General features: G+C 64.3%; 7 protein-coding genes. 5 read left to right on the top strand and 2 right to left on the bottom strand.

Features of this window, described 5'->3' with window-relative positions; genetic code table 11:
* Positions 1 to 16: 16 nt before the first annotated feature.
* Genes OJ996_RS09605 through OJ996_RS09595 form a run of 3 tightly spaced genes read left to right on the top strand, consistent with a single transcriptional unit; the run spans position 17 to position 3,053 of the window.
* On the top strand, positions 17 to 748 hold the full coding sequence (locus OJ996_RS09605; RefSeq protein ID WP_264513337.1) for an esterase/lipase family protein: 732 nt from the start codon (positions 17 to 19) through the stop codon (positions 746 to 748).
* 53 nt (positions 749 to 801) lie between these two features.
* Positions 802 to 1,818, top strand: a complete 1,017-nt coding sequence (locus OJ996_RS09600) for a hypothetical protein (RefSeq protein ID WP_264513336.1) — start codon at positions 802 to 804, stop codon at positions 1,816 to 1,818.
* The gene (locus tag OJ996_RS09595; RefSeq protein WP_264513335.1) at positions 1,815 to 3,053 is read left to right on the top strand and encodes a hypothetical protein; all 1,239 of its coding nucleotides are present in this window, start codon (positions 1,815 to 1,817) and stop codon (positions 3,051 to 3,053) included. Before OJ996_RS09600 ends, OJ996_RS09595 begins: the two co-directional genes overlap by 4 nt.
* 48 nt (positions 3,054 to 3,101) lie before the next feature.
* On the opposite strand, the gene OJ996_RS09590 is transcribed toward OJ996_RS09595, so the two are convergent.
* Positions 3,102 to 3,788: a D-Ala-D-Ala carboxypeptidase family metallohydrolase gene (locus OJ996_RS09590; RefSeq protein WP_264513334.1), complete on the bottom strand. Its 687-nt coding sequence runs from the start codon at positions 3,786 to 3,788 to the stop codon at positions 3,102 to 3,104.
* 244 nt (positions 3,789 to 4,032) lie between these two features.
* On the opposite strand from OJ996_RS09590, the gene OJ996_RS09585 reads away from it, so the two are divergent.
* Positions 4,033 to 5,142: an LptF/LptG family permease gene (locus tag OJ996_RS09585; protein WP_264513333.1), complete on the top strand. Its 1,110-nt coding sequence runs from the start codon at positions 4,033 to 4,035 to the stop codon at positions 5,140 to 5,142.
* Between the two features lie 16 nt (positions 5,143 to 5,158).
* Positions 5,159 to 7,030, top strand: a complete 1,872-nt coding sequence (locus tag OJ996_RS09580; protein WP_264513332.1) for a SulP family inorganic anion transporter — start codon at positions 5,159 to 5,161, stop codon at positions 7,028 to 7,030.
* Positions 7,031 to 7,377: 347 nt separating this feature from the next.
* Here OJ996_RS09580 and OJ996_RS09575 read toward each other — a convergent pair whose 3' ends face one another.
* Positions 7,378 to 12,519 (bottom strand): PVC-type heme-binding CxxCH protein, encoded by a 5,142-nt coding sequence (locus OJ996_RS09575; protein WP_264513331.1) that lies wholly within the window; start codon positions 12,517 to 12,519, stop codon positions 7,378 to 7,380.
* Positions 12,520 to 12,603: the final 84 nt, after the last annotated feature.

Genomic DNA, 12,603 nt, shown 5'->3' with positions numbered 1-12,603 from the left:
TGCTTTCATCCGGCCGATGACGAAAGCCTTGGCCTGTCTTTTCGCCCTCCTTTCTTTCGCCAGTTCCGCCTTCGCCGCGGACACCCAGCCGATCCCGACCCGCCGGGTCGTGATGGTGCACGGCATTTTCCAGAATGAGTGGCGCTGCTTCGGCCGCCTGCGTCGCGAATTGGAAGCCAATGGGGTGGAGTGCATCTGCCCCTCCCTGAAGCCTGCGGATGCCCGCGATGGCCTGCCCCTGCTCGCGCAACAGCTCAAGAATGCCGTGGACGCGAAGTGGAAGAACAACGAGCGCTTCGTCCTCGTCGGCTTCAGCATGGGCGGCCTGATCGGGCGCCATTATCTTCAGGAGCTTGACGGTGCCGAGCGCTGCGACGGGATCTTCACCGTGGCCACCCCGCACTACGGCACCAAGATGGCTTGGATGTGGTATGGCGAGGGTGCCCACCAGATGCGCCCCGGCAGCGAGTTTCTCACCCGCCTCGCTGCCACCGAGAACCGCCTTGATGGCATCCCCGCCGTCACCTATCGCACCTGTGCGGACATGATGATCGTGCCCTCCCAGAGCTGCAACTGGGAGCGTGCCATGAACATCACCGTCTCTTGCCCGATCCATGCCCTGATGTCCTGCGACCCGAATGTGCGGAAGGACATCGTCAGCCGCCTGCAAACACCTGCCGCCATGGCCCGCGGGATCGCCGTGAAGAAGACCCGGCAGCAAGTCAGCTACCGGGCAGCCCAGCGCTGATTCCTCCGCCATCCGGCACCCACAGCGGGCGATTTTCGTTGCACTCGCGGGGCATGCGCGATTCCAAAGGGCAGCCTTTTATGCCCGAGCACGATCCCGATCCCGCCACGCCCTCCGGGTATGCGGGAAAGCCGTGCCCGCCGGTACTGATGATCCTCTTCAATCGCCCGCATCTCGCGGAGCAGGTCTTCGAGCGGGTGCGGCAGGCCCGCCCCGCCCGGCTCTACCTGGCAGTGGATGGTGCCCGCGATTCCCGCCCCACGGATGCCGAACTCACCGCCCGCTGCCGCGAGCTCGCGACGAAGGTCGATTGGCCCTGCGAACTCAAGACGCGCTTCTCGGAAGTGAACCAAGGCTGCGGCCGCGGCCCGAGCAATGCGATCACTTGGTTCTTCTCCCAGGAGGAAGCCGGTATCATCCTGGAGGACGATTGCCTGCCCGAACCCAGCTTCTTCCCCTTCTGCGCCGAGATGCTCGCCAGCTACGCGGATGACGCTCGGGTGATGCACATCAATGGCAACAACTTCGCGCCCGCGGGAGCGCGCGCCATCTACGGCGGAGATAGTTTTGGCTTCGGACGCTATGCCCAGGCATGGGGCTGGGCCTCGTGGGCCCGCGCATGGCAGCACTTCGATTACGATGTGAAGGGCGTCCATGACGAACCCGCCTCGACCTTCGCCACCGCCGGCGTGGAGAAGGTCCGTCATGAAGCCCATCGCGATCGCGTGGTCTCCACCATCAAGCATCATCACCATGACGTGTGGGACTATCAGTGGCAGTTTGCCGTGATGAAGCAGCGCGGTCTCTGCATCTCCACCGCCGTGAACCAGATCTCGAATCTCGGCTTCGGCGATGATGCCACCCACACCACCGATTCCTCCAGCTTTGTGGCCCGGGCCCGGACCGCGGCCTTGAGCTTCCCGCTCGTCTATCCGGCCAAGGTGGAAGAGTCCCCCGCCATCAACCGCCTCTACGCGGATCACATGCTGGGCGAGGTCGGCCGCTACCGGAAGAAAGCCTTCAAGCGCTGGCTCCGCAACCTCTTCGGAATCAAGAAAGCGGCGAAATGAGAGCGACCCGTCATACCCGCCGCTACGCGATGGTGATGCTGGCCACCCTGGTTGCCGCCAGCCTGATCGCAGCCGCGATCAACACCCGCGTCGATCCCTTCCGTACCACGGGCGCGCCATGGGCCAGCGCCGGGGCGGATTCCTACCGCGATATCTCCGCCAGCACCCGCACCGGCAAGGCTGGCCTGATCCGCTCGCATGCCGACTGGCAGGTCGGCATCTTCGGCTCCTCCCGCGTGATCAGTTCGCTCGATCCGGATGCCCCGGGCTGGGCCGGCAAGAAGGCCGTGAATCTCGGCATGCCCGGAGCCTTCCTCTACGAGAACATCGCGATGGCGGAATACTTCCTCGCGAAGCAGCCGGCCGAGATCCTCGTGTTCGGGATCGACCCGGGCGACCTGACGAACTCGATCGACACCCGCCCGATGGTCGACTTCGTCTCCTCCCCGCTCAATCCGGACGGCGTGCTGGACCGCGAGTTGCGCTACATCTTCGGCATGTCCACCCTCGAGACCTCGCTCGAAACCCTGGGCCTGCAGTGGAAGAAGACTCCGGCGGAATACAACTCCCGCGGCTTCCGCGATCGCCCCGGCGGAACCGGTGGCGGCGGCGCGGCCAGCCCCGGCAAGGGCCAGTTGAACTTTATCAAGAACCGCTTTGTCGACGACGCCCGTGTCCCCAAGAAGCCGGGCGAAGGCACCAAGGTCTTCCCGAAGAAGGCCGAGCCTCTCGAAGCCATGATGCGCCACGCACGGGAAAAAGGCGCCCGCCTCATCCTCTTCCTCCACCCCAATCACGTCCTGCTCCAAGCCAAGTCGGCCGATATCGGGAACGCCGAGGTTCCCTTCGAGACCGACCGCCGTGCCCTCGTCGAGATGGTGCATCGTGTCAATTCCACCGGCAACGGCCCGGAAGTGGAGCTCTGGGACTTCTACTCCTACCACCCCTACAACCGCGAACGCGTCCGCCCCATCGAAGGCCAGCCCTCCGAGCTCGTCCACTGGCGCGACCTCGAGCACTTCACCAAGGACGTCGGCGAAGCCATGCTCTCCCAACTCATGGCTTGGGAGATCAAGGACCCGAAGCTCTCCGGATACGGCACCCGGCTCACCCCGGAGAATGTCGAGTCACGCATCACCGAGCTCCGCCAGGCTTATCAAGTCTACCTCCAGGATGAGAAAGACGGCGACCTGGCGTGGAAGGAAGACCTCGTGAAAAAGGGCTTGGGAAAGTAAACCCCAAGCCCCTTCAAAAGCTTTTCTGTCCGGCATCCGCGCCGCGGATCACCAATCCACGTTCTGCCCGCGGGTATCGATGTGGGTGAAGGTGCCGTAGCGGCCCACACCACCACGGAAGAGTCCGCGCGAACGCAGCGAACGCGCCGCACCCGCCACCGTGGACGGAGAGGCCGAGAACTTCACATCCACCGCCACATTCGCCTGGTGCCAGGAACCGCGGCGGGCTCCCGAGCAGGTCGCGTTGTAAATCGGTGAGCGATAGGCGGAAACCACCTCATCCACCGGCTGACCCAGCTCCATCGCCACGCGGTCGAGCACCCGCAGCGTCGGCACCATCTGGCGCCACAGGCTACGCGGCGGCAGGCTGTTCCAGACTTGACCGTGCTTCTTGGCGTGCGCCTCGATCACCTGCTGCGGCGTCAGGCGCTGCAAGCGGACGGAGGTCAAATAGGCGGCGTAAACCTTCAGTTCGCCCCCTTGGCGAGCCACCCACTCGGGCGGCAGCGCGGAAAGGTCCAGCGCGGCGGCGCGGACAGCGGTCGTCCCGCGATTGTTCGTGGACGACGAATTCACCGTCACCTTCGGCGCGTCGTTTTTCCGAGAGAAAAGCGCGGAAGCCGGCGTATTGGAGCCGAGAAAGGTGAATGCTCCGAAGCCGAGGGTGCCAAGCACGCCGCGACGGGACGGACTGAGAGGTGACCGGGAATCCCCGGAATCGGTCGGTAGGGACATGTGTGAGAGTTCGGGCTGGCTGGGAATAGCGGCAGGAGCAGGCTCCGTGCCGCCGTGAGGAGGTATTCGAACCCGGCGGAAACAGCGTCCCCGACAAATTCGACCGGCAGGAAAGCAGCCTCGTCCGCCACCGCAAGGATTTTTGACCACATTCGCTAACCGTTAGTGGCATCGCCCGCAGCCCTCCCCCCCCTGACTCCCCTCTGGACAGCCCCCCCGGCGGGCGACAGTATCCCGCCACCGCATGCGTCTTTCCGACCGCTACATCGGCCGTCAGGTCCTCATGGGGACGGTCTTCGCCATCCTCTTGCTGAGCACGATCCTGATCATGGGAAGCGTGTTCCAAAAGATCCGCCCGCTGCTGGTGGAATTCGGCGCACCCATCTCGATCATCTGGGACTTCCTCATCAGCGTCATCCCCTTCTCGCTGATCTACACCATCCCTTGGGCCTTCCTCTCCGCGGTCCTGCTGGTCTTCGGCCGCATGTCCTCGGATCACGAGCTCACCGGCTTCCGCGTCGCCGGCATCAGCCTCACCCGCCTCTCCGCCCCGGTCTTCGTCATCGGCGCGGCCCTCTCCGCCCTCTGCCTCTGGCTGAATGTCGAGGTCGCCCCCAAGTCCAACAAGTTCGCCGATGACATCCTCATCCGCGCCTTCTTCATGGACCCCCGCAGCATGCTCCGCGCCGCTGCCGAGGAGGATGGTCTCGACCGCCTCGAGGAGAGCGCGAAGAACGCACGCGTCTACCTGGACGAGTCCGATGGCACCAACCTCAAGGGACTACATCTCTTCGTCATCCCGGACCCCAACGCCGAGAAACCCGGCCCCGCCCGCTACGTCCACGCCATGCGCGCCCAAGCCGTGGTCGATGACGTGAAGAAGGAGTTCCGCTTCCACCTCTTCGACGCCTACTTCGAGTCCACCAAGGATGACGGCAAGCCGGAGATCGCCGTTTCCAGCGAGGCCGTTCCCGCCGTCGTGCCCTTCGAGCTCCGGGCCCGCAAGGACAAGCCCTCCGCGATGACCAACGACGAGATCTACACCTATCTCGACAATCGCCGCCTCCCTCCCCGCTACGCCATCGGCCGCTACTGGGCGGAGGCCCAGCGCCGTTACTCCTCTTCCTTCGCTTGCCTCGCCTTCGCCTTTATCGGGGTTCCGCTCGGCATCAAGGCCCGCCGCAAGGACACCTCCACCGGCCTGATCCTCAGCCTCCTGATCGGCGCCGCCTACTTCATCTGCGGCATGGGCGGCGGCACCACGAAAGAAGCGGTGCTCGCGGGCTTGTGGGGACCGAACATCGTGTGTATCTTGTTAGGCCTCTATCTGCTGAGGCGCGCCCGGTTCCGCTGAAGCGAGGGGCGAACTCATGAGCCACCACTTCCACCCGCGCCGCATCTTCCGACGCCTCGTGGAATTCTTCCGCGGCGGCAAGCTCGACGGCCTGCCGATCCGCCAGACCCTGCGGAACTACACCAAGGACAAGTTCCGCGCCGACGGCAAGGCCGCCCTGAATGTCTCCCTGCTGGATATCCCGCAGGGCATCGCCTACGCCGCCATCGCCGAGCTGCCCATCGTCTTCGGCATCGCCTGCTCGGCCGCCGCCTCCATCATCGCCCCGCTCTTCGCCGGATCACGCCACACGATCCTCGGCCCCACGAATGCCACCGCCTTCATGCTCTTCGGCTTCTTCGCCGTGGAGCCCATGCTGGCCGTCCGCGAGACCCAGCTCGTTTCCCTGCTGGTCATGATGGTCGGCATCTTCTGCGTCCTCGGCGCCATCCTGCGCGTGGCGGACCTGCTCCAATACATCTCGCGCTCGGTGCTGGTGGGCTACGTCTCCGGTGCCGCGGTGCTGATCATGACCAATCAGTTCAAGCACCTGTTAGGTATCGCCTACGAGGTGGATGAACAACGCCCGCGCACCTTCGTCGGCTTGGTCGAGGCCCTGCTCCGCTCGCTGCATCATGCCGATTGGGGGCCCGTCATCATCGGTGCGGTCACCTTCGCCGCCTTCATGATCATGAAGCGCTGGAAGCCCCGCTGGCCGAATCTCGCGATCATCCTCATCCTCGTCTCCGCGGTCTTCGGCACCCTCATCCAGCAGGGCGTCGAACCCTTCGCGAATGTCGCCCGCTTCAAGACCTTCACCCCGCAGGACCTCATACCCGCTTTCCCGCAGCTCACCCGCAGCGGCATCTTTGAGGACATCTCCGCCCTACTCGGCGTCGCCCTCGCCATCGCCTTCCTCGCCTGTCTGGAGAATACCTTGATGGCGAAGACCATCGCCTCCCGCTCCGGCGACCGCGCGGATGTGAACCAGGACATGTTCGCCGTCGGCATGGCAAACATGGCCTCGGCCATCGCCGGTGGCATGCCCGCCTCCGGCTCCCTGCTCCGCTCGACCCTGAACTTCAGCTCCGGCGCGCTCACCCGGATGTCATCGGTCTACTCGGGCGTCCTCGTGCTCTCCGCCGCGCTCTTGATCGCATGGCTGCCCACCTTCGGCATCTCCCTTATCGATTACGTGCCGAAGGCCGCGCTGGCTGCCTTGGTCATCGGCATCGCCCTGGCCCTGATCAACCGCCACAACATCCGCATCTGCGCCCGCTCCACCCCGGATGATGCCGCGGTGCTCGTCATCACCTTCCTCTCCACGCTCATCGCGCCGCTGCACGTCGCCATCTTCATCGGCGTGGCCGTCTCCATCACCCTCTTCCTGCGCAAGGCCAGCCGCCCTCACCTCGTCGAGTACGAGTTCAACGATGCGGGCGAACTTCGCCAGATGGGCGAGAAACGCCAGCGCCCGAATCCCGCCATCTCGATCGTTCACGTGGAGGGCGACCTCTTCTTCGGCGCCGCGGAACTCTTCCGCACCCAGATCCAGCGCACCGCCGCGGATCCCTCTCTCAAGATCCTCATCCTGCGCCTCAAGAACGCCCGCCATCTCGATGCCACCTCCGTGCTCGCGCTGGAGGACCTCATCAAGTTCATGCGCGCGAACGACCGCCACGTCCTCATCTCCGGAGCCACCCGCGAAGTCTATCGCGTACTCAAAAACTCCGGCGTGCTCAACACCGTCCAAGAAGGCGCGAACCGCAAGGGCGGCGAGAGCAACATCTTCCTCAATCGCCCCAGCAACCCGAACATCTCCACCCGCGACGCCCTCAAGCGCGCCCAACAACTCATGGGCGGCGAGAAGGCCGACATCCGGATCTTCTACGACCCGGCCAAGAAGTGAGCTTTCACCTGAAGCCCCCTTCAACAAGGGTAAGCCCCGGCCCCTCCAGAGCCCCAAAGGGGCGACAAGAAGAAAGCCCAGAGTAAGGAGCATCGCGACGCAACCCTGGGTGTCACCCGACAAAGGACCGGTGCCCTGAAGGGGCACAAGGAGCTCCCGCGCAACCATGCCGTTCACAAGCTCTTATCTTTTCCCTCCCAAGGGCCTCATCTCCTCTCTCTCCACTGATCACTCGGCACCTGCCTTTCCTTCCAACTGAACACTGAAAACTAGCAAACTTCCTCCCACACCCACCGCGCGCCAACGCGCACTCCGCTAGATGATCGGAAGATTGATAATCGTCCCCCTCACCTCAACCCCGCCAGATACGAAAACAAATCTGCCACCTGCCGGTCCGTGAACCCATCGATCAAACCCACCGGCATCAAGGACCGCTTCGACACCGTATGGTCCTTCACCTGCGCCTTCGGGATCGCCCGCTCATCCGCCCCGATTTGCCGCAGCACCAGCATCTCCTGATTCTCCGAAGCCAGGAACCCGCTCACCAGACTCCCGTCGTTCAGCGCCACATCATGCCGGTAGTAGCCGCTCTCCAACTGCGCATTCGGCGTCAGGATATTCCTTAGCAGGCTCTCCGTCCCCATCGCCCCCGCACCGCTCAGATCCGGCCCGATCGCAATTCCCTGCCCCTGCACCTGATGGCAGATCATGCAGGTCGCTTGAAAAAGCTGCTTGCCCGCCGCCGCATCGCCCGGACTCGCCGCCAGCCCCCGCACCCGCTCGAACTTCCCGGCCAGCACCTGCGCTTCCTCCGGAGTGAGCAGCTCGGGGAAGTCGGCAGTCCATTCCATCGCTGCACCACCGGCCGGTCCCGGCCCCGGCTTCTCGCCGGTCACCTTCATCACCAGCCCCGCGGGCTTCGCCTCCTGCGGCAGTCGCGTCCGGTAGTTCTGCAAGATCTCCGCCGGCGTCCTCGCCACATTCCAAATCCGATACTCGAGGAAACTCCCGGAGGTCCCGCCGGGCTGATTGGCCCGACCAATATCCACCCTCGGAATCGCCGCCGTGAAGCTCCCCGCCGAGTTCCCCACGACTTCGCCATCCAAGTACAGCGCCACCTTACCTGCATCATCGCGAGTCACCGCGCAGTGGGTCCACTTGCCCGCTTCCATCGGCCGGTCCGCGATCACGATGTCCGCGCTCCCGCTGTAGAGCCGCAGCCGTGCATCGTAGAAATTGATATCCGGACCACCGCCGCGCGTGCCCAGCAGGCCATCGCGATTGTCGATCCCCGCCTCCAAGTTCACCCAGCTCTCCACCGTGAAAGGACCGGTCAGATCGAAGCCGCCCTGAAACACCGCATCCTGCCGCCCCGGGAACTTCAGCGCGGGCAGCATGATCCCTTCCACGCTCGTCAGCAGCTTCTCGAAATCCGCATGCCCACGGCCCAGCACCGCCGCCAGCTTCTCAAGTGCGGAAGGATCGAAGCCCGCGAATCCACCCTGTGCTACCGCCCTCGCGAAAGCTCGTGCCGACTCCTTGTTAGAGACCATCCCGCTCACCGCGAACTGACGCATCGCACCGGAGAGATCCGCCCAGCGTTTCGCGATCTCCTCCACCGCCGCAGTGCCACCGGCACTCGCGTATCCCACCATCGCCTCACGCGCCACGGCGGGATCGGCATGATCCAGGTGCAGCTTACACATCGCCGCATCTGCAGCTTGGATCTCGTTCAAGGTGCGAAGCAAACCCGCCAGCTCCGCCGGTCGTTCCTCCTTCGATGCCAGCGCCTGGAACGACGGAGCCAGCGTGCTGATCCGGAAGCGCCGCGCCAGATCCATTGCCAGCCTCAGCTTGTCTGGCGATTCCTTCAGCATCTGCTCCGTTGCCGCCGTCACCGCATGGCGAAGCGCCACATTCGATGCCGCCACCGGATCCAAGCTCAGCAACGCCCGCAACAATCCCTCCCGGCTCGACTTCCGCTCAAGCTCCTGGCCGAAGGCTTTTGCCACCGCGGGCTGCGCCAAACGCGAACCGAGCAAGGCCACCTCATCGGAATCAAGCGGGCGCGTGATCTTCGGCAGGAGCTTCACCAATGCCAGCGCCCCGTCATCGGGCGCGGAAGCCAGAACACAGATCCGCTTCGCCTCTTCCGACTCCATGCTTGGATTGCCGAAGGCCGTCCAGGTCACCCCGGGATGCGCCTCCAAGGCGCGGCGCACCAGATAGCGCAGGAAGTTCGCCTCATACGCGCTCCGATCGTTTCCCTCGGCGGGAGCAGGCGCCAGCGCTGCGATTGCAGAGACCATCGCGGTGGTGGGCTCCTGATGATAGTAGAGCGCATTCGCCAGCGCACAATCGACACCGAAGTCCCGATCCGCCTCGGTCGCGTGATGGATCATCCGCAGGAATAGATTCCCACCTAGGAGGCGCGCATCCGCAGCCGCCTCCACCACCTCGCGGCGCAGGTCCGGGCTTTTGTCGGAGGCCAGCTTCAGCAGCACGTCCCGGTTCAGCGCCCGCATCTCCCGCACCGCCCACAGCGCACCCATGCGTCGCGGCAGCGGCTGCGCTTCGTCCGTCGCAATCGCACTCAGTTGCGGCAGCAGGCCCGCTTCCGCACGATCCCCGATCTCTTCCCAAGCCATCCGTCCGATCCGGTTGTTAGGCGCGCCGAGCAGCCCCAGCAACTTGTCGGAAGGCAGCTTGGTCAGGTCCGGCGCCGGCTCCGCTTGGAAGCCCTTCGCCTTCACCCGCCAGATCCGGCCCCGCGTCTTGTCGCGCTCCGGATGATTCCGCGGCACCTCGTTGTGTGAGATGATCTTGTTGTACCAATCCGCGATGTAGAGGCAGCCGTCCGGTCCGAATTGGATCGATACCGGCCGGAACCAATCGTCCGTGGAAACTAGGAAGTCCTCCTGCTTCTTATAGACCGGCTCGCCCTTCTCGTTCTCTACCAGCGTGACGATCTGGATCCGGTTGGTGATCGGGTTGGCGATGTAGAAGACCCGCTGCCCCGGCCATTTCGCGGCGAAGGCGCTGTCCGTATCGTCCGCCAGAATCAGGCCGCTTAGGCCCGTGCCTCCCATCGGTTGCCCCGGCGTGCTGGCAGGCACCTGCGGCGCATAGGGCTTCAGCTTCTCCGGCGATCCGGTCGGGTAGTGGCTGCCATCGATGAACTCCGAGACCGGATGCCCGAGGTCGTTCGCCTCCTGCAGGAACTCGCGACCATCCTTCCCGATCGCGAAGCCCCAGATGTTGTTCGGCCCTGCCGTGAGCAGACCGAAGTCCGAGCCATCCAGCTTGGCCCGCGCCAGCTTGCATTGGTTCAGCGGCACCTCGGTCTCGCCGCTGCTGAAGGCCGAGCCATCCGGCCGCACTACCTTGGAGTAATTGAAGAGCCCCTGCGCGAGATAGAACCAGCCGCCCGGACTGCGCTCGAATTGATGCGGGAAGAGGTGGGAGTCCTGGATCCCGAAGCCCTTCAGCACCACCTCGTGCTTGTCCGCCTTGCCGTCCTTGTCCTCGTCGACATAGCGGCGGATCTCCGTGCCGTGCTGCACCAGCACGCCATCCTTCCACGGCAGGATCCCCAGCGGGATCGCCAGCTTGTCCGCGAATACCCGCGGCGTCTGCGGCCCGGCTTTCCAGGGTTCGTCGAAGACCAGCACCTTGTCCTTCCCACCTTCCTCATACAGGGCCTCGGCCGCGGCTTGGCTCTCGTTCGCATCCACCGGATACTCCAGCGCCGTCATCGTCCACATCCGCCCCGCATGGTCCCAAGCCATCGTGATCGGCTTCCCCACGCCCTCCTTCTCGGAGGCGACCAGTTCGACCTCGAAGCCTTCCGGCAGCTTGAACGAAGCCATCTCACTTTCCGGCGAACGGTTGGAGGCATCCTCCCACTTCGGCATCCCCGGTGTGGCGGGTAGTTCCTCGATGGTGATATCCTTGAACTGCGCCAGCAGCTTCCCCCCGCCATGCGTCTGGAGCCCGATCAAGCCTTCCTGCGGAATCGCCGCATCCGGCTCGGTGTAGTCCAGTGCCGGCACGCCGTTGATCCAGCTCCGGATCCGGCGGCCCTCGCAGCGGATCACGTAGTCGTTCCAGTCCCAGTCCTTCGCCGCCGCCTTGATCGCGGCGGCATCCAACGGTTCGCCGACGACCTTGTTTCTACGGGATTCATCGTACATCTTGCCCCACCAATCGATGCCTGCATCCACTTGGTAGCCGGACATCTCCGGATTATCCGGCAGCCGCACGCTGCGGATCTGCACCCCGGAGTTCATGAAGCCGCTGCCCTTGCTCAGCTTCACCTTCAGCCGCAGCTCGAAGTTCGCGTAGCGCTTCTTGCTCGCGAGGAAGGTGTTATGCGGCACTTCGACTTCCAGCGAGCCGCCGGTGATCATGCCGTCCTCGACCTTCCACCACTTTTCCTCGCCGGGTCGCAGCTCCCAACCCTCTAGCGATTTACCATCGAAGAGCGAGACCGGCGGCGCGGGCAGCGGCTTGTTCGAGTAGTTCCCCCACTCCACGATCTCGCCTTTCGCGGCGCGATCCAGATGGTATTGCAGCGCTTCCTCGGTCCACCCGGGATTCTCCTTCTCCTGCCCCGCTAAAAAGCGCTTCGCATCCGGTGTCTTGGATCCTTTGCCCTCCGCGGGCACTTCGGCCCCCGCACTCCACAGGATGCCGTTCAGCACCATCTTTCGTGCCTCGTCGTTTGCCCAGTTCCAGAGGAAATGTCCGCCCGTGAATCCGAAGGCGCGACCGCCCTTCGCCCGCGGAAAGGCCCAGGCATCCCAATGCGTCGTGTCCGATTCCATTGCGGCCCGTGCCGCATCATTGCCGCGGTAGGGGCTCAGGCCCGGCTCCACCAGATCCTTCGCCGGGTGCACCCGGAACATCGGCAGCACCTTGCCATGATCGTGATCGCACTCGCGCAGCAGGAAGTAGCACTCGTCGTAGAGCGCGAAGGGCTTCACTCCGCGCATCACCGGGTGATCGGCGTGCTCGCTGGACTTCATTTCCCAGAAATTACTGATCGAATAGTAGGCCTCGAAGTCCGCTCCCATCAGCTCCCGCCACTTGATCCGCCGCGGGTCGTCCTTCTGGTTCTTGCTGGCCGGGTCCGCCGCTTGGATGCCCGTGGCCCAGTGCAGCGCCACCAGCCCCTTGCCCGCATTCATGAAGGCCTCCACCTCGGCCAGCTTGTCATTGGCGGGATGCGCATCCCATCCATCCGCGTAGATCACCAGCGCATCCGCCTTCGCCAGCGCCTCGGCGGAGGGCCATTCGGTGATGACCTCCGCCTCCACGTCCCCGCCCTCTTTCAGCGAATCGCAGAGCAGGCGGCTGCCCGCGCCATGCCGGTGCTGACCCCACGCATGGGTATCATGCCCGGCCAGGAAGAGGATTCGCTTGGGCGCTGCGGAAAGCGGGCTGCACGCAAACGCGAGAAGGAGGATGCCTTGGATTTTGAAGCGCATGGCAGGAATCACAGTGAAACGTGATAACGTGGAAAGCAGCACCGAAATTGCGGCACGCTTGCACCAAATCACGGCTTCCCGCCG

It is taken from the genome of Luteolibacter rhizosphaerae (genome assembly GCF_025950095.1).
GTDB lineage: Bacteria > Verrucomicrobiota > Verrucomicrobiia > Verrucomicrobiales > Akkermansiaceae > Haloferula > Haloferula rhizosphaerae.
Note: the sequence above shows the minus strand (reverse complement) of the source record. Positions and strands in the feature narration are given on the sequence as shown.

Coding starts and splice junctions, on each gene's coding strand:
- OJ996_RS09585 (WP_264513333.1), top strand. CDS start 4,033: ATGCGTCTTTCCGACCGCTACATCGGCCGTCAGGTCCTCATGGGGACG.
- OJ996_RS09600 (WP_264513336.1), top strand. CDS start 802: ATGCGCGATTCCAAAGGGCAGCCTTTTATGCCCGAGCACGATCCCGAT.
- OJ996_RS09575 (WP_264513331.1), bottom strand. CDS start 12,519: ATGCGCTTCAAAATCCAAGGCATCCTCCTTCTCGCGTTTGCGTGCAGC.
- OJ996_RS09590 (WP_264513334.1), bottom strand. CDS start 3,788: ATGTCCCTACCGACCGATTCCGGGGATTCCCGGTCACCTCTCAGTCCG.
- OJ996_RS09595 (WP_264513335.1), top strand. CDS start 1,815: ATGAGAGCGACCCGTCATACCCGCCGCTACGCGATGGTGATGCTGGCC.
- OJ996_RS09580 (WP_264513332.1), top strand. CDS start 5,159: ATGAGCCACCACTTCCACCCGCGCCGCATCTTCCGACGCCTCGTGGAA.
- OJ996_RS09605 (WP_264513337.1), top strand. CDS start 17: ATGACGAAAGCCTTGGCCTGTCTTTTCGCCCTCCTTTCTTTCGCCAGT.